The organism is Actinomadura chibensis NBRC 106107 (assembly GCF_001552135.1).
GTDB lineage: Bacteria > Actinomycetota > Actinomycetes > Streptosporangiales > Streptosporangiaceae > Spirillospora > Spirillospora chibensis.
In genome coordinates this window covers 334,839-358,785 of the sequence record NZ_BCQP01000004.1, presented here as the reverse complement: position 1 = coordinate 358,785, position 23,947 = coordinate 334,839, and the positions used below count along the sequence as shown (strand labels likewise).

General features: G+C 74.8%; 20 protein-coding genes. 3 read left to right on the top strand and 17 right to left on the bottom strand.

Annotation, left to right across the window (positions count from 1 at the left end; genetic code table 11):
• Positions 1-133: 133 nt before the first annotated feature.
• From ACH01S_RS03520 to mraZ, 12 genes are all read right to left on the bottom strand, one after another.
• Positions 134-871 (bottom strand): cell division protein FtsQ/DivIB, encoded by a 738-nt coding sequence (locus ACH01S_RS03520; RefSeq protein WP_067885211.1) that lies wholly within the window; start codon positions 869-871, stop codon positions 134-136.
• 68 nt (positions 872-939) lie between these two features.
• Entirely contained in the window at positions 940-2,349 is a 1,410-nt protein-coding gene (gene murC, locus ACH01S_RS03515; protein ID WP_067885209.1) for a UDP-N-acetylmuramate--L-alanine ligase, read from the bottom strand.
• On the bottom strand, positions 2,346-3,440 hold the full coding sequence (murG, locus tag ACH01S_RS03510; RefSeq protein WP_067885207.1) for an undecaprenyldiphospho-muramoylpentapeptide beta-N-acetylglucosaminyltransferase: 1,095 nt from the start codon (positions 3,438-3,440) through the stop codon (positions 2,346-2,348). Before murG ends, murC begins: the two co-directional genes overlap by 4 nt.
• 39 nt (positions 3,441-3,479) lie before the next feature.
• Positions 3,480-4,733, bottom strand: a complete 1,254-nt coding sequence (gene ftsW / locus ACH01S_RS03505) for a putative lipid II flippase FtsW (protein WP_067885205.1) — start codon at positions 4,731-4,733, stop codon at positions 3,480-3,482.
• A 2-nt stretch (positions 4,734-4,735) separates the two neighbouring features.
• A complete protein-coding gene (gene murD, locus ACH01S_RS03500) occupies positions 4,736-6,250 on the bottom strand; it encodes a UDP-N-acetylmuramoyl-L-alanine--D-glutamate ligase (protein ID WP_083980251.1) in 1,515 nt (504 codons plus the stop codon).
• Entirely contained in the window at positions 6,232-7,293 is a 1,062-nt protein-coding gene (gene mraY, locus ACH01S_RS03495; RefSeq protein ID WP_067885203.1) for a phospho-N-acetylmuramoyl-pentapeptide-transferase, read from the bottom strand. The genes murD and mraY overlap by 19 nt, the downstream gene beginning before the upstream one ends.
• The gene (locus ACH01S_RS03490; protein ID WP_067885201.1) at positions 7,290-8,672 is read right to left on the bottom strand and encodes a UDP-N-acetylmuramoyl-tripeptide--D-alanyl-D-alanine ligase; all 1,383 of its coding nucleotides are present in this window, start codon (positions 8,670-8,672) and stop codon (positions 7,290-7,292) included. Before ACH01S_RS03490 ends, mraY begins: the two co-directional genes overlap by 4 nt.
• Positions 8,669-10,216, bottom strand: a complete 1,548-nt coding sequence (locus ACH01S_RS03485) for a UDP-N-acetylmuramoyl-L-alanyl-D-glutamate--2,6-diaminopimelate ligase (protein ID WP_067885199.1) — start codon at positions 10,214-10,216, stop codon at positions 8,669-8,671. The genes ACH01S_RS03490 and ACH01S_RS03485 overlap by 4 nt, the downstream gene beginning before the upstream one ends.
• Before the next feature lie 84 nt (positions 10,217-10,300).
• Positions 10,301-12,010 carry a peptidoglycan D,D-transpeptidase FtsI family protein gene (locus ACH01S_RS03480; RefSeq protein ID WP_502687044.1) on the bottom strand — a complete coding sequence of 570 codons (1,710 nt, stop codon included), beginning with the start codon at positions 12,008-12,010 and terminating at the stop codon, positions 10,301-10,303.
• A gap of 514 nt (positions 12,011-12,524) precedes the next feature.
• Positions 12,525-13,190, bottom strand: a complete 666-nt coding sequence (gene ftsL / locus ACH01S_RS03475; protein ID WP_067885194.1) for a cell division protein FtsL — start codon at positions 13,188-13,190, stop codon at positions 12,525-12,527.
• Entirely contained in the window at positions 13,187-14,182 is a 996-nt protein-coding gene (gene rsmH, locus ACH01S_RS03470; RefSeq protein ID WP_067885192.1) for a 16S rRNA (cytosine(1402)-N(4))-methyltransferase RsmH, read from the bottom strand. The genes ftsL and rsmH overlap by 4 nt, the downstream gene beginning before the upstream one ends.
• 254 nt (positions 14,183-14,436) lie before the next feature.
• Positions 14,437-14,868, bottom strand: a complete 432-nt coding sequence (mraZ, locus tag ACH01S_RS03465) for a division/cell wall cluster transcriptional repressor MraZ (RefSeq protein WP_067885190.1) — start codon at positions 14,866-14,868, stop codon at positions 14,437-14,439.
• A gap of 504 nt (positions 14,869-15,372) precedes the next feature.
• Here mraZ and ACH01S_RS03460 point away from each other — a divergent pair.
• The 3 genes from ACH01S_RS03460 to ACH01S_RS03450 are packed head-to-tail and all read left to right on the top strand — an operon-like array spanning position 15,373 to position 20,132.
• Positions 15,373-16,389: an AAA family ATPase gene (locus ACH01S_RS03460; RefSeq protein WP_083980249.1), complete on the top strand. Its 1,017-nt coding sequence runs from the start codon at positions 15,373-15,375 to the stop codon at positions 16,387-16,389.
• 3 nt (positions 16,390-16,392) lie between these two features.
• Complete coding sequence (locus ACH01S_RS03455; RefSeq protein WP_067885188.1) at positions 16,393-17,682, top strand: DUF58 domain-containing protein; 1,290 nt, start codon at positions 16,393-16,395, stop codon at positions 17,680-17,682.
• Complete coding sequence (locus ACH01S_RS03450; RefSeq protein WP_067885186.1) at positions 17,679-20,132, top strand: transglutaminase TgpA family protein; 2,454 nt, start codon at positions 17,679-17,681, stop codon at positions 20,130-20,132. Before ACH01S_RS03455 ends, ACH01S_RS03450 begins: the two co-directional genes overlap by 4 nt.
• Before the next feature lie 126 nt (positions 20,133-20,258).
• On the opposite strand, the gene ACH01S_RS03445 is transcribed toward ACH01S_RS03450, so the two are convergent.
• From ACH01S_RS03445 to efp, 5 genes are all read right to left on the bottom strand, one after another.
• On the bottom strand, positions 20,259-20,666 hold the full coding sequence (locus tag ACH01S_RS03445; RefSeq protein ID WP_067885184.1) for an SCO2097 family morphological protein: 408 nt from the start codon (positions 20,664-20,666) through the stop codon (positions 20,259-20,261).
• A gap of 147 nt (positions 20,667-20,813) precedes the next feature.
• Positions 20,814-22,079, bottom strand: a complete 1,266-nt coding sequence (locus ACH01S_RS03440) for a DNA polymerase IV (protein WP_067885182.1) — start codon at positions 22,077-22,079, stop codon at positions 20,814-20,816.
• Positions 22,080-22,083: 4 nt separating this feature from the next.
• Positions 22,084-22,869: a methyltransferase domain-containing protein gene (locus tag ACH01S_RS03435; protein WP_067885180.1), complete on the bottom strand. Its 786-nt coding sequence runs from the start codon at positions 22,867-22,869 to the stop codon at positions 22,084-22,086.
• Positions 22,870-22,957: 88 nt separating this feature from the next.
• Positions 22,958-23,374: a transcription antitermination factor NusB gene (gene nusB / locus ACH01S_RS03430; protein WP_067885178.1), complete on the bottom strand. Its 417-nt coding sequence runs from the start codon at positions 23,372-23,374 to the stop codon at positions 22,958-22,960.
• Positions 23,374-23,931, bottom strand: a complete 558-nt coding sequence (gene efp / locus ACH01S_RS03425; protein WP_067885176.1) for an elongation factor P — start codon at positions 23,929-23,931, stop codon at positions 23,374-23,376. The genes nusB and efp overlap by 1 nt, the downstream gene beginning before the upstream one ends.
• Between the last annotated feature and the right edge of the window lie 16 nt (positions 23,932-23,947).

Below are 23,947 nucleotides of genomic sequence, written 5' to 3'. Positions count from 1 at the left end.
CTCGTCCGCGCCTCGTCCGTGCCTCGTCCGCGCCGGCCGCCCGATCGGGGCCGGTCGTTCCAGCGTGCCCCATCGGACGCCCGGAATCGCCCCGACACACGGGACGGCGCCCGAGGCGATCCGAGCGCGGCCGTCACCGCGTCTTGAGGATCTCGGGCGAACTGACGTCCACGGTGCGGACGGCGCGTCCCGCCGCGGTGCGCCACAGGGCGTCCAGCAGCCGGATCTTCTCTTCTGCCCGTTCCGCGCCGCCCCACACCACCGTCTGGCCGCCCGCCATGGTCAGCGTGACCGCGTCCGGGCCGGTCGCGGCGACCTCGCCGAGCCGCTCCCGCACGCGTTTCGGCAGGTCGGACAGCACGCTGAGGGCCGCGAGCGTCGCCCGGTCCGACGGCCCGGGGGACGCGACGGCGAGCATCGGAAGCCCGGAGACCCGCGACTCGTCGTCGGCCACGACGACGCCGTGCCGGTCGATCCTTGAGTAGCGGCCGCCGCGCTCGTACACCGCGACGGGCACCCGCTCGTGGACGACGATCCGGACCGTCCCCGGCCACCGCCGCTCCACGTCCGCCGACTCGACCTCGCGGAGCCGCTCGACCCGCTCGGCGACCGCGCCCGTCTTGAGCCGCGCCATCGGCGTGCCGAGGTCGATCCCGGCCGCGCCGACGATCCGGTCGCGGGACGCCAGATGCGCCCCCGCCACCTCGACGTGCCGCACCACCAGCAGCCGCGAGCCGAGCAGCACCCACGTCACCAGGCCGAGCGCGCCGAGCACGAGCAGCGTGACAAAGATCGCTTTCCACCGGTTCGGGCGGGGGCGCCCGGCCGCCGGGGCGGCGGCGCCCGGTCGGCTCGTCCCGGTTTCGGTCATGGGCCCAAGCTTGGCAGCCGCGCCGCCGGACGCCGCCGACCGCGCGGGGCCCGGCGTGTCCCGCCGGGTCAGGCGCCCGCGAGCCGGTCGAGGATGAGCGGGCCGAGCTGCGTCACGTCCCCGGCGCCGAGGGTGATGACGACGTCGCCCGGCCGGGCGAGCGACGCGGCGACGGCCGGGACCTCGTCGCGGACCGGCGCGTACACCGCGCGGGTGCCGTCCGGGACGGCGTCGGCGACGAGCGCGCCGGTCACGCCGGGCTCCGGGTCCTCGCGGGCGCCGTACACGTCGAGGACGACGGCGGTGTCGGCGAGCCCGAGCGCCGCGCCGAACTCGGCGGCGAAGAACCGGGTGCGGCTGTACAGGTGGGGCTGGAACACCGCGACGAGGCGGCCGCCGCCGTCCTTGCCGCGCAGGTAGTCGCGGGTGGCCTCCAGGTCGGCGGTCAGCTCGGTCGGGTGGTGGGCGTAGCTGTCGAAGACCTCGACGCCGCCCGCCTCGCCCTTGCGCTCCAGCCGCCGCATCGCCCCGCCGAACGCGGCGAGGCCCGCGCGGACCTGCGCGTCGTCGACGCCGAGCGTCCGCGCGACCGCGACGACGGCGGCGGCGTTCAGCGCGTTGTGCCGGCCGGGGACGCCGAGCGTGATCTCGCCGACCCCCTCGATGTCGAACCGGGAGCCGAGGCCGCGCGGGGTGAATCCGGTCACCCGCAGGTCGGCGCCCTCGGACGTGCCGTAGGTCCGGACGGCGAGCCCCCGCGCCCTGGCCCGTCCGGCGAGCTCCACGGCGACCGGGTCGTCGGCCCCGGCGACGAGCGTCCCGCCGGGCTCGACGCGGTCGACGAACCGGGCGAAGTTCTCCTTCACCTTGTCGAAGCCGCCGTAGTTGTCGAGGTGGTCGGCCTCGACGTTGGTGACCACCGCGATGTGCGGCGTGTACCTGAGGAAGGAGCCGTCGCTCTCGTCGGCCTCGGCCACGAACACGTCGCCGCTGCCCTCGTCCGCGCCGAGGCCGGTCGTGACGAGCTGCCCGCCGATGCAGTAGGACGGGTCGGCCCCCGCGTGCTGGAGCGCGACCGTCAGCATCGACGTCGTGGTCGTCTTGCCGTGCGTGCCCGCGACCGCGACGGCGCGGCGCCCCGCCATCAGCGAGGCCAGCGCGCTGGAACGATGCAGGACGCGCAGCCCCCGCTCCCGCGCGGCGACCAGCTCCGGGTTCGAGTCGCGGATCGCGGTGGACACGACCACCGTGTCGGCGTCGCCGACGTGCGCGGCGTCGTGCCCGACGAAGACCTTCGCGCCCAGCTCGGCGAGCTGCGCGAGCAGCTCGGAGTCACGGGCGTCGCTGCCGGACACGGCGATGCCGCGGCGCAGCATGATCCGGGCGATCCCGGACATCCCCGCGCCCCCGATCGCGATGAAGTGGACCCGGCCGAGCTCGCCGGCGGGCACCGCGTCGCGGGGATCGATCAGGCTCATCGGGCGGCGCCCGCCGCGTGGACGACGTCGTACACCATCCGGGCGAGCGCGACGTCGGCGTCCCGGCGGCCCATCCGCCCGGCGGCCTCGGACATGGCCGCGACCCGGCCCGGGTCGGCGAGCACGGGCAGCAGGTTCCGGGCGATCCAGTCGGGCGACAGGTCGGCGTTGTCGACGAGCATCCCGCCGCCCCCCGCGACGATCGGCTCGGCGTTCAGCCGCTGCTCGCCGTTCCCGATCGGCAGCGGCACGTACACCGCGGGCAGCGCCACCGCGGCCAGCTCCGCGCAGGTCATCGCGCCCGCGCGGCACATGGCCATGTCGGCGGCGGCGTAGGCGAGGTCCATCCGGTCGCAGTAGGGGATCGTGACGTACTGCGGGCCGCCGGACGCGGGCTCGGGCTCCTCGGTGTTCTTCGGCCCGACGATGTGCAGCACCTGGATGCCCGCCTGCCGGAAGTACGGCGCGGCGGCCACCGCGGCCTGGTTCAGCGACCGGGCGCCCTGCGAGCCGCCGAAGATCAGCAGGGTGGGCAGGTCGGGCAGCAGGCCGAAGTAGGACCGCGCCTTGTCGCCCGTCGCGAGCCGGTCGAGGGTGGCGATCTCGCGGCGCAGCGGGATGCCGACGAACGTCGGGTTCGGCAGCGGGGAGTTCTCGTGCGAGACGGCGACGTGCTCGGTGAACCGGGCGCCGAGCTTGTTGGCGAGGCCGGGCTTCGGGTTCGCCTCGTGGACGATGATCGGCACCTTGCGCTTGCGCGCGGCGAGGTACCCGGGGGTCGCGACGTAGCCGCCGAACCCGACCAGCACGTCGGCCCGCGCCTGGTCGAGGACGGCCGCCGCCGCGTTGATCGCCCCGCGCAGCCGGCCGGGGACCGACAGCAGCTGCGGGGTCAGCGTGCGGGGCAGCGGCACCGGTGGGATCAGCGCGAGCTCGTAGCCCCGCTGCGGGACGAGCCGGGTCTCCAGCCCCCGTTCCGTGCCGAGGCAGACGATCCCGACGTTCGGGTCGTTGCGGCGCAGCGCGTCCGCGAGGGCCAGGGCGGGCTCGATGTGTCCGGCGGTGCCGCCGCCGGCCAGGACAACCCTCATGCTCGTTGACAACTCCTCAGCGTGTTCAGAAGGGGGGATTCAACGCCGTGCCAGACCCAGCCAGCTTAGAGCCCTCACGACCGGTCCGGGGCCCCGTGCGGAGAGTGCCTGCCGCGCGCCGGGCTCGCGCTTCGCGAACGCGAGCAGCATCCCGAGCGCGAACAGGCTCGGGATGAGCGCCGAACCGCCGTAGGACACGAGCGGCAGCGGGATCCCCGTGATGGGCAGCACGCCGATGACGGCGCCGATGTTCACGACCGCCTGCACGACCAGCCAGGCGGTGGCCCCGGCGGCGGCGAGCCGGGTGAACGGGTCCTTGACGCGCCGCGCGATCCGCAGGCCCGCGTAGGCGAGCAGGCCGAACAGGCCGAGGACGACGAGCGTCCCGACGAGGCCGAACTCCTCCCCGACGATGGCGAAGATGAAGTCGGTCTCGGCGTGCGGGAGGAAGTCCCACTTGGCGCGCCCCTCGCCGAGGCCCGTGCCGAACAGGCCGCCGGACGCGACCGCGTACAGCCCCTGCGTGCCCTGGTAGTTCGTCGTGAGCTGGTTCCCCGACGGGTCGAGGAACCCGGTGAGGCGCTGCATCCGGTACGGCTCGACGACGATGAGGATCGACACGAGCAGGCACACCAGCCCGGCGATGCCGACGAACAGGCGTCCCGGCGCGCCGACGACCCACAGCAGGCCGAGGAAGATGGTGAGCAGGACGAGGGTCGTCCCGAGGTCGCTGCCCAGCATCACCAGCAGGACCAGCGCGCCCGCCCCCGGCATCAGCGGGACGAGCAGCGGCCGCCACTCGGTGAGCTGGCCGAGCCGCTCCTTGCGGGCGAGCAGGTCCGCGCCCCACAGCACGAGCGCGAGCTTCGCCAGCTCCGACGGCTGGATCTGCACCGGCCCGAGGTCCACCCACCGGGTCGCGCCGCCCGCGCTGCGCCCGAGCCCGGGGATCAGGACCAGCGCCAGCGCGACGACCGACAGCAGCAGCAGCGGGTAGGCCAGCGCGCGGAACGTCTTCACCGGCAGCCGCGACGCGACCCACATCGCGGGCAGCCCGATCGCCATCCACACGGCCTGCTTCTGGAACAGCGTGTACGCCGACCCCGTCTCCTGGAGCTGCTTGACGCTGGACGCCGACAGCACCATCGTCAGCCCCAGCGCGAGCAGCATCACCGAGCAGCCCAGCACCAGGTAGTAGGACGTGAGGGGACGGTCGAGCAGCCCGACGGCGGCGACCACCTGCTCCCGCGGCCCCGGACGTCCGCCGCTCCCCTCCCCGGTCGCGGCGGCCACGGCTAGTCCGCGTCCCGCGCCGCGGCGGCGCCGCCCGGCCCCGCCCCCGGTCGTGCCGGGGCGCCCGCCGCGCGGCGCGCGTCGGCGAGGCGCCGGACGGCCGCGATGAACGCGTCGCCGCGCGCCGGGTAGTCGGTGAACATGTCGAAGGACGCCCCGACGGGCGCGAGCAGCACGGTGTCCCCGGGGCGGGCGAGCCCGGAGGCCTCGGTCACGACGCGGTCCATGGCCCCAGTGTCGGTGTCGGGGACGTCCACGACCGGGACATCCGGGGCGTGTCGCGCGAGAGCCTCGGCGAGCCGGTGGCGGTCGCGCCCCATCAGCACGGCGCCGCGCAGCCGCCCGGCGCACGAGCGGACGAGGTCGTCGACGTCCAGGCCCTTGAGCAGGCCGCCCGCGATCCACACGACGTTGCGGTAGGCGGCGAGGGACGCGGCGGCCGCGTGCGGCTGGGTCGCCTTGGAGTCGTTGACGTAGGCGACGCCCGCGACGTCCGCGACGTGCTGGATGCGGTGCGGGTCGGGCACGAACGCGCGCAGCCCCTCCCGGACCGCGTCGGGCGGCACCCCGTGGGCGCGGGCGAGCGCGGCGGCGGCGAGCGCGTTCGCGACGTTGTGCGGCGCGAACGGGCGGACGTCGCCGAGCGCGGCCACCTCCACGGCCTGGGTGCCCGGGTCGCCGGTGAAGGCGCGGTCGACCAGCAGCTCGTCGACGACGCCGAACTCGCCGGGACGCGGCACCCGCAGGGTGAAGCCGACCCGCCGGGCCACGCCCTCGGCGCGCTCGGCGAGCGCCGTGGAGGTGTCGTCGTCGGCGTTGAACACGGCGACGCAGCCCGCCGCGAAGATCGTGGCCTTGGCGGCGACGTAGGCCTCCATCGAGCCGTGCCAGTCGAGGTGGTCGGGCGCGACGTTCAGCACGGCGGCGGCGAGCGGCCGGACCGAGCTCGACCAGTGCAGCTGGTAGCTCGACAGCTCCACGGCGAGGACGTCGTACGGCTCGGCGACGGCCTCCACGATCGGCGTCCCGACGTTGCCGACCGCGAGGGCCTTGTACCCGGCGGCGGTGAGCATGGACGCGAGCATCCGGACGACGGTGGTCTTGCCGTCCGTCCCGGTGATCGCGAGCCACGGCGCGGCGTTCTCCGGCCGCAGCCGCCATGCCAGCTCGACCTCGCCGATGATCTCGATCCCGGCGGCCGCGGCGGCGGCGAGCAGCGGGGTGTCGGGGCGCCAGCCCGGCGACGTCACCACCAGCTCGGTGCCCGCGGGCAGGGCGTCGCCGTCGCCGAGCCGCACGTCGACCCCGAGGGCCTCCAGCTCGGCGGCGCGGCCGCGCTGCGCCGCGTCGTCGCGGGCGTCCACGGCGGTGACGCGGGCGCCGTGCGCGGCGAGCACGCGGGCGGCGGCGCGGCCGGACACGCCGAGCCCGGCGACGCAGACGGCGCGGCCCGCGAAGGCGCTCCCGGCGGACGCGCCGCCGGCGGAAGGGCGGTCGGTCACTTCTTCGGCATCCATTCCAGGTAGAACAGGCCGATGCCGATCGCGACGAACAGCGCGGACATCAGCCAGAAGCGCACCACGATCGTCGTCTCGGCCCAGCCGGACAGCTCGAAGTGGTGCTGCAGCGGGGCCATCTTGAACACCCGTTTCTTGGTCAGCTTGAACCCGCCGACCTGGATGATCACCGACAGCGTGATCATCACGATCAGCCCGCACAGGATGGCGAGCAGGAACTGCGTCCGGGTGAGGATCGCGAGGCCGACCAGGACGCCGCCGAGGGCCAGCGAGCCGGTGTCGCCCATGAAGATCTTCGCGGGGGGCGCGTTCCACCACAGGAAGCCGAACACGCCGCCGAGCACGCCCGCCGCGACGACCGCGAGGTCGAGGGGGTCGCGGACGCTGTAGCAGTTCGGCGCGAGGGCGAAGTCGGTGCAGCTGTTGCGCAGCTGCCAGTTCCCGATGATGACGTAGGCGGCGAGCACCATCCCGGCCGGGCCCGCGGCGAGGCCGTCCAGCCCGTCGGTGAGGTTCACGCCGTTGGACATGGCCGCGATGAGCAGCAGCGCCCACACCACGAACAGGTACGGGCCGATCGAGGGGCCGAAGTCGCGCAGGAAGGACAGGTGGGGGTCGGCGGGGGTGATGTCGTAGCCGTTCGGGAAGTTCAGCGAGCCGACCGCGAACACCACCCCGACGAGGATGATGCCGATCATCTTGGCGCCGCTGCGCAGGCCGAGGCTGCGCTGCTTGAACACCTTGATGTAGTCGTCCACGAACCCGACGAGGCCGAGGCCCGTCATCAGGAACAGCACGAGGACGCCGGAGATCGTCGGCTCGGTCCCGGTGAACAGGTGCGCGGCCGCGTACCCGACGAGGGAGCCGACGATGAAGACCGTCCCGCCCATGGTCGGGGTGCCGCGCTTGTTGAGGTGCGCCTCCGGGCCCTCGTCGCGGATCATCTGCCCGTAGCCGAGCCGCTGGACGATCCGGATCCACACCGGCGTCCCGACCATCACGAAGATCAGCGCGACACCCGCCGCGATGATGATGTTGGTCATCGGAGATCCTCCGTGAGGATCGCCTCGGCGACCCGTTCCAGTCCGGCCACCCGGGAGCCCTTGACCAGCACGACGTCCGGCGGCGCGAGCCGCCCGCCGATCGCGGTCACCGCCGCGCCGACGTCATCCACCTGCACGCACTCTCCCGTCCATGACCCCACCCGCGCCGCTCCGTCCGCGATCGGCGCCGCGTTCGCGCCGACGACGACGAGCCCCGCGAGCCCGCACCGCGCGGCGTGCTCCCCGATCTTGGCATGCTCGGCCGGGGAGGAGTCTCCCAGTTCGGCCATCTCGCCCAGGACGGCGAACGCGCGGCGGCCCCGGGCCATGTGCGCGAGGACGTCCAGCGCGGCGCGCGTCGAGTCGGGGTTCGCGTTGTAGGCGTCGTTCACCACGGTCACCCCGTCGGCCCGCTCGGTGACCTCCATCCGCCACCGGCTCACCGGCACGGCCTCCGCGAGGCCCGCGGCGATCTCCGCCGTGGCCATCCCGGTCGCGCGCGCGGCGGCCGCCGCGGCGAGCGCGTTCGGGACGGCGTGCGCGCCGTGCAGCCGCAGCGCCACCGGCGCGGACCCCTCCGGCGTGACCAGCGTGAACCGGGCCCGGCCTTGGTCGTCGAGCGTCTCGTCGGCGGCGCGGACCGTCGCCTCCGCCGACCGGCCGAACGTGACGACCGTCCCGGCCGTGCGGGACGCCATCGCGGCGACCAGCGGGTCGTCGGCGTTGAGCACGGCGGTGCCGCCCGGCGGCAGCGCCTCCACGATCTCGCCCTTGGCGCGGGCGATGTTCTCCCTGCTGCCGAACTCGCCGACGTGCGCGGTCCCGACGTTCAGCACCACCGCCACGTCCGGCCGCGCGATCCCGGTCAGGTAGGCGATGTGACCGATCCCACGCGCGCCCATCTCCAGGACGAGGCGCCGCGTCCCCTCGTCGGCGCGCAGCACGGTCAGCGGAAGCCCGATCTCGTTGTTGAACGACCCGGGCGGGAAGACCGCCGGCCCGGCCCGCTCGGCGAGGAACCCGATGAGGTCCTTCGTGGACGTCTTGCCCGCCGACCCGGTGACCGCGACGACGGTCGTGTCCGGGAGCCGGTCGAGGACGCCGCGGGCGAGCCGCCCGAGCGCCTCCTGGACGTCGTCGACGACCACGCACGGCCCGTCCACCGGGCGCTGCGCCAGCGCGGCCGCCGCCCCGGCGGCGAACGCGGCGGGCGCGAAGTCGTGCCCGTCCGCGCGCTCGCCCTTCAGCGCGACGAACAGCGCCCCCGGCCCGGCCGCGCGGGAGTCGATCACCACGGGACCGCGCACGACGGCGTCCGGGGGCCCGTGGCGCCCGCCCCCCGTGATCTCCGCGATCGCCGACAGCGGAAGTGGGATCACGCCTGCGTCCCGTCCCCTCTTGTCCCTCTCGGATGGCGGCTCGAACGGCGGCGGAGCGCCTCCCGGACGACCTCCCGGTCGTCGAACGGGAACACCTGCCCCGCCACGTTCTGGCCCTGCTCGTGCCCCTTGCCCGCGACGACGAGGACGTCGCCCCGGCGCGCCCGGGCCACGGCCAGCTCGATCGCGGCGGCGCGGTCCGGCTCGACCACGATGTGCGCGCGTTCGGACCGCGGCACCTTGAGCCCGCCCTCGACCATAGCGGCGAGGATGGCGAGCGGGTCCTCCGACCTCGGGTTGTCGCTCGTGAAGTACGCCCGGTCGGCGAGCAGCGCGGCGGCCTCCCCCATCAGCGGGCGCTTGCCCCGGTCGCGGTCGCCGCCGCAGCCGAGCACGACGGTCAGCTCGCCCTCGGTGACGGGGCGCAGCGCGGTCAGCACGGCCTCGACGGCGCCCGGCTTGTGCGAGTAGTCGACGAGAGTGACGAACTCCTGGCCCTCGTCCACCCGCTCCAGCCGGCCCGGCACGCCCGGCAGGGACGCGACCCCGCGGACGGCGGTCTGCAGCGGGATGCCCGCCTCCACCAGCGCCACGATCGCGGCGAGCGCGTTCGCGACGTTGAACGGCCCGGCGAGCCCGACCGCCCCGTCCGCCTCGATGCCGCCGGGGCCGACGACGCGGAACACGCTGCCGTCCGCGCCGACCCGGACGTCCTCGGCGCGCCAGTCCGCCGCCGGGTCGCCGGACGCCGAGAACGTCGTCGTCGGCACGGTCGCGATCTCCAGCAGCTCGCGGCCGTGGTGGTCGTCGAGGTTCACGACGCCGACCCGCGAGTACTCCGGCGTGAACAGCTTCGCCTTCGCGTGGAAGTAGTGCTGCATCGTCGGGTGGTAGTCGAGGTGGTCCTGCGAGAGGTTCGTGAACACCGCGACCTCGTACTCGGCGCCGCCGACCCGGCCCTGCGCCAGCGCGTGGCTGGACACCTCCATCGCGGCCGCGCCGACGCCCCGCTCCCGCATCATCGCGAGCAGCGCGTGCAGGTCGGTCGCCTCCGGCGTGGTCAGCGCGCTCGGCACCCGGTCGCCGCCGACGCGGATCTCGACGCCGCCGACCAGGCCGGTCTGGATCCCGGCGGCGCGCAGGCCCGCGTCCAGGAGGAAGACGGTCGTGGTCTTGCCGCTCGTCCCGGTGACGCCGATCAGCGTGATGTCGCGTCCCGGCTCGCCGTACACCCACGACGCGGCGGCGCCGAGCCTGGCCCGGACGTCCGCCACGACCAGCACCGGCAGCCCGGTCGCCGCGGCCCGGTCGTACCCGTCCGGGTCGGTGAGGACCGCGACCGCGCCCGCCTCCGCCGCCTGCGCCGCGAACTGGGCGCCGTGCGCGCGGGCGCCGGGCAGCGCCGCGTAGACGTCGCCGGGGCGCACCGCCCGCGAGTCGTGGGTGATGCCCGTCGCGGACACGTCGTCCCAGCCGTCCGGCTCGATCCCGAGGAGCGCCGCGAGCCCGGTCAGCGGACGGGCCGGATTGGTGGTGGGACGCATGACGTCACTTTCGGTACGAGCGGAACGGGACGGTTTATGCACGGGTCGTGGTGGGCTCACAGGCGAGGAGAGTACTCGCTGCGGTCAGTCTCGGGCGTGGATCTGGACGGTAGGCGGCCTGCTCCCCGTCGGCGGGATCCGCTGGGACTGAAGCGCGAAGCTCATCACGTCCTTGAAGACGGGGGCCGCCGCATCGCCACCATAGTGGCTGCCCCGTTTCGGGTTCTGCAGGACGACCTGCACGACCAGCCGCGGATCGTCCGCCGGGGCGAACCCGGCGAAGGACGCGGTGTAGCCGCCGCCCTTGTAGCAGCCGCAGCGCGGGTTGACGATCTGGGCGGTGCCGGTCTTGCCCGCGACGCGGTAGCCCTCGATCTGCGCCTTCGGCGCGGTGCCCTCGGCGGTCGGGACGCCCTCCAGCATGTCGCTGATCTGCCGGGCCGTCCGCGCGCTGATCACCTGGCTGCGGCGCGGCGCGGGCGCCGGGGTGAACCGGTCGTCGTCGCCCACGGTGCCCTCGACGAGGGTGGGCGCGACGCGGACGCCGCCGTTCGCGATCGTCGCGTACACGCTCGCCATCTGCACCGCGTTGACCGACATCGACTGGCCGAACGCGATCGGGTAGCGGTCGGTGCCCGACCACTTCGCGGGCGCGCTGAGCAGGCCCGGCGTCTCCCCCGGCAGCGGCAGGCCGGTCTTCTGCCCGAACCCGAAGTCGCGGAGCGTCTGGTAGAGCCGCTGCGGCGTGATGCTCTCGCTGGCGAGGATGGTGCCGACGTTGCTGGACTTGGCGAGCACCCCCGCGAACGTCAGCCGCTCCGGCGCGTGCCGGTGCGAGTCGTTGAACACGCGGTCGTACCTGCTGATCCGGTCAGGGACGGTGTAGGGCGTGTGCGGCGTGACGCCGCCGTGCTCCATGACGGCGGCGGCCGTGACGACCTTGCCGGTGCTGCCCGGCTCGTAGGACTCCTGCACCAGCGGGCTGCCCCACAGCCTCCGCCCTGACTCGCCGTAGCGGTTCGGGTCGAAGCCGGGGGCGGACGCCATGGCGAGGAGCCGTCCGGTGCGCGGGTCCATGACGATGACGCTGCCGCTCTGCGACCGCGTGTCCCGCACCTGCTTCTCGATCGCCTGCTGCGCCATGAACTGCAGGTCGCGCTGCAGGGTGAGCCGGACGCCGCGCCCGGGCTTGGACGGGACCTTCTGGTCCTCCCCCATGGGGATGTGCTGCCCCTCCGGGCTGATCTCGACCCGCTGCCAGCCCGCGCGCCCGGCGAGCACGCCGTTCAGCGAGCTCTCCAGGCCGGCGGCGCCGTTCCCCGTGTCGTTCACGAAACCTATGACGCCCGCCGCCAGCGAATCGTTGGGGTATTCGCGGCGGTATTCCAGGCGCGTCCCGATACCGGGCAGGTCCCACGAGATGATCAGCCGGGCCTGGTCGGGCCGGACGCCGTGCGCCAGGTACACGAACCGGGTGCGCGTCTTGCTGATCTGCTTCAGCACCGTCGCCGGGTTCAGCCCGAGGGTCGGCGCCAGCGCGTTGACGACCTGCTGCCGCCGCTCCGGCTTGATCAGCGACGGGTCGGCGTAGATCGCCCGCGCCTCCACCGTCATGGCGAGGGGATGGCCCTGCGCGTCGGTGATGTCGCCGCGGACGGCGGGCAGGTCGATCCGCTGCAGCCGCATCTGCATCGCCTGCGCGGTGTACTTGCCGGACTCGATCGTCTGGAGCTGGACGAGCCGTCCCGCGAACAGCGACAGCACGAACGCGATGACGAGCAGGCCGACGTTCAGCCGCTTGAGCGGGTCGCGCCGGTGGAAGGGGACGCGGGGCTTCGGGGGGCGGGCCGGGGGGCGCCGTCCCGCCCCGGGGCGCGGACCGCGCGGACCGCCGCCCCCGCCCTTCGGCCGGGCGGGGGCGGTGCGCGCCGTCCCGCCCCGGCCGGACGCGGCGGCCTTCCGCTGGGGCGCCTTCTTCTCCCGCCCGGTCCGCGCGTCCTCGCGCGCCGTCCCCTTCTGCTTCTGCGCGGCGTCTTTCCGCGCCGTCTCCTTACGCGCCGTCTCTTTGCGCGCCTTCTCCGCGCGCGGCGCGTCCTTGCGGGGCCCTTTCTTCGGGGGGGCGTCCTCGCGCGGCGCGTCCTTGCGGGGGACGGGGATCATGCCGCTGCGCGCGGGACGGCGGGCGGCGCTGCCCTTCGTGCCCGGCCGTCCCGCGCCGTCCGAGCCGCGTCCCCGGCCGGGCGGAGGCCCGGGGGTCCCGCGTCCCGGCCGTTTCGTCACCGTGCCCCCCGCTCCCCGCCGCGCCCGCTCACGGCGCTCCGGTTCCGGCCCCGCCGAGCACGGACGGCGGCACGCCGTCGCCCGGCACCACGGTTCCGGGCACGCCGACGACGCCCGCCGCGCCCGCCGCCGCGGCGGCCTCGCGCGGGACGGGCTGGACGGTGCCGCCCCCCGTCCGCCCGGTGTCGGGGTTGAAGAAGGCCATGTCGTCGGCCTGCTTCATGCCGAGCGCCTTCGCCTTGTTCGACAGCCCCTCCGGGGACCCGCCGCGGGCGATGTCCGCCTCGTACGCCTGCCGCTGCTGTTCGAGCTGCTTGTTGCTCTGCTGGAGCCGCGACAGCGTGAACGCGTCCTTCGCCAGGACGGTGTTCAGCAGCAGCAGGCTCACCAGGGCGCCGCCGAGCAGCCCGACGATGAGCAGCACGAACGGCGCGCGCGGCGCGGCCCGCCGCACCGCCGCCGGCCGCGCCGCCGCCGTGCCCGCGGCGGAGGCCCGCTTCGCCGCGGCCTTGGTAACGGGCTTGGTCGCGGGCTTGGTCGCGGTCTTGGCGGCGGGCTTGGGCGTCGGCTTCGTGGCGGGCTTGGTCGCCGCGGCGCCGGTCGCGGCCCGGGGCCGCACGGCCGCGGGCTCGGCGGCCGTCCGCCGGGCCCGCTTCGCCTTGCCCTTCGCGGGCCGCGTGCTCATCGTCGTCATGTCGCCTCCCGGACGCGCTCGGCGGCGCGGAGCCGCACCGATCCGGCCCGTGGGTTGGTCGTGGTCTCCTCGTCGGACGGCAGTTCCGCCCCGCGTGTTAGAAGCCGGAACCTCGGCTCGTGTTCGGGCAGCGGGACGGGCAGGTCCGGCGGGGTGGTGTCGGCCGCCTGGGCGGCGAGGACCCGCTTGGTGAGCCGGTCCTCCAGGGAGTGGTAGCTGAGGACGGCGATCCGGCCGCCGACCGGGAGCGCGTCCAGCGCCGCGGGCAGCGCCCGGCTCCAGATGTCCAGCTCGCCGTTGACCTCGATGCGCAGCGCCTGGAACGTGCGCTTGGCCGGGTTGCCGCCGGTGCGGCGGGTCGCGGCCGGGATGGACGTGCGCACCAGCTCGGCGAGCCGCCCGGTGGTCTCCAGCGGCGCGCGCTCGCGCTCGCGGACGATCGCCGACGCGATCCGCTGGGCGAAGCGCTCCTCGCCGTACTCGCGCAGGATGCGGGCGAGCTCGGCGGGCGGGTACCCGTTGACGACCTCCGCCGCGGTGAGCCGCTGGGTGCGGTCCATCCGCATGTCGAGGGGCGCGTCGTAGGAGTAGGCGAAGCCGCGCTCGCCCTCGTCGAGCTGCGGGGAGGAGACGCCGAGGTCGAACAGGACGGCGTCCACCGCGGGGACGCCGAGCCGACGCAGCACCGCCGGGATCTCGTCGTAGACGGCGTGTTCGAGCGTCACGCGGTCGCCGAACGGGGCGAGCCTGCGGGCGGATCGCTCCAGCGCCGTGGTGTCGCGGTCGAGGCCGATGAGCCGGAGCCGCGGGACCTCCCGCAGCATCGCCTCGGCGTGACCGCCCATGCCGAGCGTGGCGTCGAGGTACACGGGGTCGCGGCCGGTGACCGCGAGCGCCGCGGGGGCGAGGATCGCGAGGACGCGGTCGAGCATGACCGGCACGTGGCCGCTCGCGGGCCCCCGGTTCTCGGGCGCGTGGTCTCCCACGTCCATGCTCCACCCCCAGTACTGTTGCCACCTAGCTCGCGGACTGCGTGGCATCGCCGGCCGGACGACCGATTCCGAAACCCCCCGGCGGCGGCCTCGCCCGGCCAGGTCCCCATCCGCTGCCCTGGAGGAAGTTCACCGCGACGTTGCGCGGGGGTCGCCGCCTGGCGCCGGGGAAGCTGCGCCAGATGGCTAGGAGAGCGGCTGGAGACCTGGCCGAACGTGGGCCATTGCCGGTCATCGGACCGACGAGTCGTTCCTCAGAGGATCCCTGGCAACACCTCCTCCGAGACGTCGGAGAACGTCTCCTCCTCCTGCTCCAGGTAGGTCTCCCAGGCCTGGGCGTCCCAGATCTCCAAGCGCGTGTTGGCTCCGATGACGGCGCAGTCGCGGGTGAGCCCCGCGTACTTGCGCAGCGGCGGCGGTATCGTGACGCGGCCCTGTTTGTCGGGCACCTCGTCGGACGCGCTGGCGAAGAAGACCCGGCTGTAGCTCCGCACGGCCTTCTCGGTGACGGGCGCGGCACGCAGAGCCTCGGTAATCCGCTGGAACTCCGCCATGGGGAAGACGTACAGGCAGCGTTCCTGGCCCTTCGTGATCACCAATCCCCCCGACAGCTCCTCGCGGTACTTCGCCGGCAGGAACAGTCGTCCCTTGTCGTCGAGACGCGGTGAATGGGTGCCGAGGAACACCGGCCCCACCTCCCGCGCCGCGGGGGGCGCAACCGCTCCCCACGGCGCCCCACTCTACTCCACTCTTCCCCACCGTCAACAAGAAAAACACGTTCCAGAGGCCGATTCTGCGGACGTATCCCCAGCTCAGAGGGGGTGGTGCGGAGTGGGGGCGCGGCGCGCGCCGTCCGCGTGCCGCGATCCGGGAAAACGGCCGGAAATGGCTCATCCGCCGTTCATCCCGGAGAACGGAACGGACCGGCGGCGGGAGGGCGCGGAGCGAACGTGGGGTGAAGTGGAGGGCGCGCGGGGCTCGGCGGCCGATCCCGTGGAGCACAATGGGCTCGCGTTCACCATGAACATCGCGACGGGCCCGCCGACGACGTACTGTCGGTTGGACGAGCGCACGGAGCGCCGCACCGGCCGCGCGGCGACCGGCCTCCGATCCGGGGGCCGTCGAGCACACGTCCCGGCCGGACGGTTGAGGAGGGTTTGGTGGCAGTAGGCACGCACGGCGAGTCGTTCATGGAGACCGACCCCCCGTCCTCCCGCACTGCCAGGCGGGGCGGCCGGCCGCGCGCGGCGTCGGGACCGGGCCTGGACGGCCTCGTCCAGGTCGCGAACAAGATCCGGGACGCGGTCGAGTCGGTGATCGAGGGCAAGCCCGCGGTGGTGCGGCTCGCGCTGACGGTGCTGCTGGCCGAGGGGCACCTGCTGATCGAGGACGTCCCCGGCGTCGGCAAGACGATGCTCGCCAAGGCGCTCGCGCGCTCGGTCGACTGCTCGGTGCGGCGCGTGCAGTTCACCCCCGACCTGCTGCCCAGCGACATCACCGGGGTCAGCGCCTACAACCAGGAGCTGCGCGAGTTCGAGTTCAAGCCGGGCCCGGTGTTCGCCAACATCGTGGTCGGGGACGAGATCAACCGCGCGTCCCCGAAGACGCAGTCGGCGCTGCTGGAGTGCATGGAGGAGCGCCAGGTCACGGTGGACGGCACCACCTACGAGCTGGAGCCGCCGTTCATGGTGATCTCCACCCAGAACCCGGTCGAGATGGAGGGCACCTACCCGCTGCCGGAGGCGCAGCGCGACCGGTTCACCGCCCGCATCTCGATGGGCTACCCCGACCCGGCCGCCGAGATGGAGATGCTCGACACGCACGGGCAGGCGTCCCCGCTCGACCGGCTCAGCCCGGTGGCACACGCCTCCGACGTCCGCGACCTGATCGAGGTCGTCCGCGGGCAGCACGTCTCGCAGGCCGTGCGGCAGTACGCCATCGACCTGGTCGGCGCCACCCGCGGGCACCCGGAGCTGCGGCTCGGCGCGTCGCCGCGGGCGACGCTGCACCTCGTGCGCGCCGCGCGGGCGTACGCGGCGCTCGACGACCGCGACTACGTCGTCCCCGACGACGTGCAGGACCTCGCCGTCCCCGTCCTCGCGCACCGGCTGCTGCCGACCGCGGAGGCGCAGGTCGACCGGCGCCGCCCCGAGCAGGTCGTGGCCGACCTCGTGAAACGTCTGCCGGTTCCGTCCCCTGGGAAGTGAGCGTTGAGACGAGCGCTGGGCGGTCTCACCACCCGCGGCCGGTCCTTCGTCGCGGCGGGTGCGACCGCGATCGTGTGCGCGTTCGTCCTCGGCGAGCGCGACCTGCTGCGCGCGGGCGTGCTGGTGCTGGTGCTGCCGCTGCTGTGCACGCTCGCGGTGTCGCGGACGCGGTACCGGCTGGCCTGCGCGCGGCGGCTGGACCCGGCGCGGCTGCCGGTCGGCCGCGAGTCCCGCGTCGACCTGCGGCTGGAGAACGTGTCCCGGCTGCCGAGCGGGCTGCTCATGGTGGAGGACCGGGTGCCCTACGCGCTCGGCGGGCGGGCCCGGTTCGTGCTCGACCGGATCGAGCCGCACGGCAGGCGTGAGCTCGGCTACCGCATCCGCTCCGACGTGCGCGGGCGCTACCGCGTCGGGCCGCTGACCGTCCGGCTCGCCGACCCGTTCGGGATGGTGGAGCTGGTCCGGTCGTTCAGCCTGTCCGACACGCTGACGGTGACGCCCGCGATCGTCGCGCTCCCGGCCGGGCGGCTGTCCGGCGCGTGGACGGGCGGCGGCGACAGCATCGCCCGCGCCGTGTCCGCCGCGGGCGAGGACGACGTGACCCCGCGCGAGTACCGGCACGGCGACGACCTGCGCCGCGTCCACTGGCGGTCCACGGCGCGGCACGGCGAGCTGATGGTCCGGCGGGAGGAGCAGCACTTCCAGAGCAGCGGCACGCTGTTCCTCGACACCCGCCGCAGCGCGCACTGGGGCGACGGGCCCGGCGGGTCGTTCGAGCAGGCGGTGTCGGCGACCGCGTCGGTCGGGGTGCACCTCGTCCGGACGGGGATGAACCTGCGCTACGTCACCGACATGGGCGAGACGCTCCCGGCCACCGCGTCGGAGGGCGCGTTCGAGGGCTTGCTGCTGGACGCCCTCGCGGTGGCGCGCCGGTCGCCGTCGCGGTCGCTGTCGGCGGGCATCGCCGCGCTGCGCGGCGGGGCGGGCGGGGCGCGCGAGGGCGACGGGCTGGTCGTCGCGGTGTTCGGCGCGCTGTCGCGGGAGGAGGCGCGGGCGGTCGCGGCGACGCGGCGCGGCGCCGGGACGTGCGTCGCCGTCCTCGTCGAAGGGCAGAGCGCGCGGGCCGCCGCGACCGGCGGCGAACCGGCCGCGGAGCCGGCCGCGGCGTCGGCGGCGGGGCTGCTGCGCGCGGGCGGCTGGCGGGTGGTGACGGTCCGGACGGCGGCGGAGCTGGCCGGGGCGTGGGGACGGGCCGGACGGACCGGCGAGGACTTCGTCAAGGGCGGCGCATGAGACTCCGGATCACGGTGATGGCGGGCCTCGCGACGCTCGCCGGCTCCCTCGGCCTCTACCCGCTGTTCGAGCGCAGCGGCTGGTTCTGGGCCGGGTTCGGCTCGGTGCTCGCGGTCGGCGGCGCCGGGCTGCTGGCCCGGCGGCTGCGGCTCCCCGCGCCGGTCAACCTGCTGTTCGGGCTGGTCGGGCTGCTGCTCTACCTGAACCTCGCGTACGCGCCGGCCGAGTCGTGGTTCGTGCTGCCCTCGCCCGCGTCGGTGCGGCACCTCGTCGACCTCGGCGAGAACGGCTGGCTGGCGGCGAACCGGTACGCCGCGCCCGTCCCGCTGCTGCCCGGCATCGAGCTCTTGGTCGCGGCCGGGGTCGGGCTGGTCGCCGTGCTGGTCGACCTGCTCGCGGTGCGGCTGCGCCGCGCCGCGCCCGCCGGCCTGCCGCTACTCGCCATGTACAGCGTGCCCGCCGCGGTCCGCGAGGACGGCGTCAACTGGCTGGCGTTCGGCGCGGGCGCGCTCGGCTTCCTCGGCCTGCTGATGGCCGACTCCCGCGAGCAGGTCGGCGGCTGGGGGCGGATGGTCACCTCCTACCAGCGCCAGCGGGAGGTGCCCCTCGCGGGCGCGGTGCCGCCGGAGGAGCCGTCCGTCCGGCCGGACGCGGCGGCGCTCGCCGCGTCCGGGCGCCGGATCGCGGTCGGCGCGGTCGCCGTGGCGGTGCTCGTCCCCGCGGCCGTGCCGGGGCTCCAGCCGCGCGGGATGCTCGGCATGGGCGGCGGCGCGGGCGGCGGCACGCAGACGGTCACGACGCCCGACCCGCTGGTCAGCCTGAAGCGGGAGCTGACCCGGCTGGACGACTCCATCGTCCTCACCTACAAGACCGACGACCCGGACGGCCCCGACTACCTGCGCCTCTACGCCCTCGACAAGTTCGACGGCGACCGGTGGACCTACAGCCCGCTGCAGAGCAGCGCCAAGGACCGGCTCGACGGCCGGGACCTGCCCGCCCCGCCGGGGCTGTCGGTCGCGTCCGTCCGCGAGGTGACGACCAGGGTGCACGTGCGGTCCGCGGTGAAGGACATGACGTTCCTGCCGGTGCCGTACGCGCCGTCCCGCGTGTCGGTCAAGGGCGACTGGCGGGTGCACGGCCCGTCGCTGATGCTGTACTCGCTGCGCGACTCCGCGGGCGGGCGCGACTACACCGTGCGCAGCCTGCGGGCGCGGCCGACGGCCGCGCAGCTCGCCGCCGCCGGCACCTACCCGACCGAGGTCGTCGCGCACTACACGGCGGTGCCGCGCAATGTCCCGCCGCAGGTGAGGCAGCTCGCGCAGCAGATCACCGCCGGGTCGTCGTCGGCGCTGGCGCAGGCGGTGCGGCTGCAGCGCTGGTTCACCCAGACCGGCGGGTTCAGCTACGACCTGAACGCGCCCGCGCCGCAGCGCGGCGGCGACCTCGCCGACTTCCTGCTGCACAGCAAGCGCGGCTACTGCGAGCAGTTCGCCGCGTCGATGGCGCTGATGGCGCGGATCCTCGGCATCCCGTCCCGGGTCGCGATGGGCTACACACCGGGCAGCGAGGTCCGGCCGGGCGAGTGGGTCGTCCGGTCGCGGGACGCGCACGCCTGGCCCGAGCTGTACTTCGAGGGCTCCGGATGGGTGCGGTTCGAGCCGACCCCGGCGGGCGCGGCCGGGCAGGGCACCGCCGTCGCGCCCGGCTACAGCCTTCCGGCGGTCAGCGTCGGCGGCGGGTCGGAGAGCAGCACCGCCGAGACGCCGGACACCTCGTCCCCGACCGACACCGACTCCCCCGCGCCGTCGCCGTCCGCGCGGCACCGCAACGACGAGGGCGGCGAGGAGGCCGCCGCCGGGCGGGACGGCGGGAACGGCGGGTTCACGGCGGCGCCGTGGGTCGCGGGCGGGGTGCTGGTCCTGCTGCTGCTCGCCGTCCCGATGGCGCTGCGGATGTTCACGCGCCGCCGCCGCTGGGCCGCGCTGGCGCCGCCGCCGAAGCCGCGGCCGAGGGCGCCCGCCCCGGCGGCGGGGCACGACCCGGCGGGCGCCGCGCACGCGGCGTGGCGGGAGATGCGCGCCGACGCGCTCGACCACGGGCTCGAATGGCGGGCGAGCGACTCGCCGCGCGCCACCGCGCGGCGGCTCGGCGAGCTGCTGGAACTGGACGAGGCGGGCGCGCAGGCCCTCACCCGCATCGCCCGCGCCGAGGAACTGGCCCGGTACTCGCTGTCGCGGTCCGCCGAGCCGGCGGAGCGGCTGCGCGCGGACGTCCGGACGGTCCGCGAGGCGTTCGCCGCGTCCGTCGGCCGCCGCGCCCGCTGGCGGGCCCGGCTGCTGCCGCCGTCCACGATGAAGCAGACCGGGACGGCGCTGCGGACGGCCGCCGACCGCGCGCTGGACGTCACCGCCCGCCTCAACGACCTGCCCGCCCGGCTCCGCCGCCGGTAGCGCGCGGCCCCGGGAAAGAGTTCGTCCCGGCCCCGCGGGGAACCCGCGTACGGCCGGGACGGGAGAGAACCGTGCCCCTGTCGCCGCTACCGGACGTCCACCGGCGGCGCGGCCAGGGGGCTTTCGTCAGTCGCCTTCGGTGCGGCGGCGCCAGCGCTCTTCCATGCGCTCCATGAATCCGGCCTTGGCCGGTCTCGCCGACCGCCCGCCGCCGCCTCCGCCGCCCCGGGCGGCGGGCTCGGTGCCGATTCCGGTCATCCGCTTCCAGCTCGTCAGCGCCCAGACGCAGCAGACGACCATGAGCAGGAAGCCGGTCACGCTGACCGCGATGGTGACGGACCCCTGGTTGATCACGAGACCGGCCATCAGGGCGCCGACGCCGACCACGAAGCCGAAGGCCGCCTTGACGATCCGCCGCTTGTAGTGGACCTGCGGGTTCGTCGAGCGGACCGCGTGAGCGAACTTCGGATCCTCGGCGTACAAGGCCGATTCGATCTGTTCGAGCATGCGCTGCTCGTGCTCAGAGAGCGGCACGGCACCTCCCAACGACAGCCCCGCGACGGGGTCTCCGATGCAGGACGCGAACGTCAACGGTGATATGCCCAGAATACGAGCACTGTCGAGCGTACGAAAGCGAACGGCCCGTCGAGGGCCCCGCGCCGGTCACCCCACAGCCATCTTTCATCGCGTCCCGTCCCTGCCGTCACGTCCGTCACCGGGCTCCGCGCGCCGGACCAGCGCGGCGGGGCGGACCGCGCCGCTGCCGAACCGGTGCGCGACCTGGTCCATGGCTCGCTCGGCCTCACGCCAGCCGTGTTCGGGCTCGTCGAAGGTGAGCTGACGGGGGGCCTCGCCGGCGGGGCGGAGGTTCTCGACCCGCACCCCGACCAACCTCAGTCGTACCCGTTCCAGCCCGGCGCCCTCATAGAGCTCACGGGCTGTGACATAGATCACACGGGCGAGATCGGTGGGCTCGGCGAGGGTCCGCGCGCGGGTGATCGTCTTGAAGCTGGCCATCCGCAGTTTGACGCTGACCGTGCGTCCCGCGTTCCCGCCGGCGCGCAGCCGCGCGCCGACCTTCTCCGACAGCCGCAGCAGCTCCCGGCGGATGACCTCCGGGTCGTCGACGTCGGTGTCGAAGGTCTCCTCGGCGCCGATGCTCTTGTCCGGGGTGTGCGGGACGACCTCGCGCGGGTCGCGCCCCCACGCCAGCTCGTGCAGGTGCGCGCCGAGCGCGTTGCCCAGCTCCCGCTGGAGGGTGGCGAGCGGGACCTCGGCGAGCTGGCCGACCGTCCGCAGGCCGAGGCGGGTGAGCGCCTGCTCCGTCCGCTCCCCGACGCCCCACAGCGCCGCGACGGGCAGCGGGTGCAGGAACCCGACGACGCCGTCCGCCGGGACGACGAGCAGCCCGTCGGGCTTGCACCGCGTGGACGCAAGCTTCGCGACGAACTTGGTGCTGGCGACCCCGACCGAGCAGGTGATGCCCTGCTGGTCGCGGACCTGCTCGCGGATCAGCCGGGCGATCTCGGCGGGGCGGCCGAGCCGCCGCCCGGCGCCCGCGACGTCGAGGAACGCCTCGTCCAGCGACAGGCCCTCGACCAGTGGCGTCACCGAACGGAAGAGCTCGAACACGGCGGCGGAGACGCGCGCGTACTTGCCGTGGCTCACCGGCAGCACGACCGCCCGCGGGCAGAGCCGCCGCGCCCGCGTCATCGGCATCGCCGAGTGGACGCCGAACGTCCGCGCCTCGTAGGACGCCGCCGACACCACCCCGCGCGGCCCAGCCCCGCCGACGATGACGGGGCGCCCGCGCAGCTCCGGACGCTCCAGCAGCTCGACGCTGACGAAGAACGCGTCCATGTCGACGTGCAGGATGTGGCAGCCGGTGTCGTCGGCGGGCGGGCCCGGCTGCGGCCCCGGCCGGTGAAGCTGCTGCTTGCGGCTCACGGCGTCATTCTGCTGGCTTGTCCGCCACGAGGTGGAGCTGGGTGGCGAGGTCACGCAGGACCGGGTGGACGGCGGCGGCCGACTCCAGCGCGATCAGCGCCTCGGCCGAGCCCGCGTCGCCGTCCAGCATGCCGCTCGGCACGAGGTCGGCGAAGATGCGCACGCCGTGCAGCTCGGCGACCCGCAGGCCCGCGCCGCGCACCAGCTCCGACAGCGTCTCCCGGGTGAAGCGGCGGGGCATCCGGTCGCCGTCGCCCCAGCGCCCGGCCGGGTCGGCCAGCACCCGGCGGGCGTCGTCGAAGTGCCCGGCGAGGGCGCGGTGCAGCACGGCGGCGACCTGCCCGGCGACCAGCACGCTGACCGACCCGCCCGGACGGACGGTCGAGGTCAGCGCGGCCATCGCGGCGGCCGGGTCGTCGACGTACTCAAGGACGCTGTGGCACAGCACGAGGTCGGCGGCGTCCGGGCCGAGCAGGTCGGGGAGGTCGACGGCGTCGCCCTGCACCGCGCGGACCCGCACCCCGGACTCGGCGGCGCGGCGCTCCAGCGCGGCGAGCGCGTCGGGGTTGGCGTCCACGACGGTGACCCGGTGGCCGAGCTCGGCGAGCGGGACGGCGAACCCGCCGGTGCCCCCGCCGACGTCGACGACCTCGCCGGGCCCGTCCTCGGGGGCGATCCGGTCGAGGACGGTGCGCAGGGCGTCCCACAGCACGGCGCTCCGCACCCGGCTGCCGCCGCGCGCCCGTTTCTGCTGCCGGCCGGTCACGGCCACTCCCCTGACGTCGCTCATCCCGGCCCAGCCTAGCCGCCCGCGCCGCCCGGCCGGGCCGCGGGCGACGGCGCCGTTACCGGACCGCGCCGTTACCGGACCGCCGCCCTCACAGCGTGAGGGACGGCTTGAGCCGCTGGAGGCGCGACAGCAGGCCGTTGACGAACCGGGGGGACTCGTCGGTGGACAGCTCGGTCGCGAGGCCGACCGCCTCGCTGATCGCGACGGCGTCGGGGACGTCGTCCACCCAGAGCAGCTCGTAGGCGCCCATGCGCAGGACGTTGCGGTCGACGGCGGGCATCCGCTCCAGCGTCCAGCCGGTCGCGTACTCGGCGATCAGCGCGTCGATGCGGTCGCGGTGCTCCTGGACGCCCTCGATCAGCCGGACCGCGTGCGGGTACTCGGCGAGCTCGTCCTGGTTCGGGCGGCCCCGCGCGGCGAGCACCGCGGACGGCTCCTCCTCCCGCAGCTCGGCGGCGAACAGGATGTCGAGCGCGAGTTTGCGTGCCTTGGTCCGCGCGGCCATCAGCCGCGGCCGAGGTACTCACCGGAGCGAGTGTCGACCTTGACCTTCTCGCCGGTGGTGATGAACAGCGGCACCTGGATCTGCGCGCCGGTCTCCAGCGTCGCGGGCTTGCTGCCGCCGGTGGAGCGGTCGCCCTGCAGCCCCGGCTCGGTCTGCGTGATCTCCAGGACGACGGCCGCGGGCAGCTCGATGTAGAGCGGGTTCTCGTTGTTGAACGCGATCGTGGCGTTCTGCTCGGGCAGCAGGTAGTTCGCCGCGTCGCCGACGACGGTCGCGGGGATGTGCGGCTGGTCGTAGGTCTCGGTGTCCATGAAGACGAAGTCCTCGCCCTCGCGGTAGAGGTACTGCATCTCCCGCTTGTCCACGCTGGCCACGTCGACCTTGGTGCCGGCGTTGAAGGTCTTGTCGACGACCTTGCCGGACAGGACGTTCTTGAGCTTGGTGCGGACGAACGCGCCGCCCTTGCCGGGCTTGACGTGCTGGAACTCCAGGACGGTCCACAGCTGGCCGTCCAGGTTCAGCGTCATGCCGTTCTTCAGGTCGTTCGTCGTCGCCACTGCGCTGTTCTCCCGG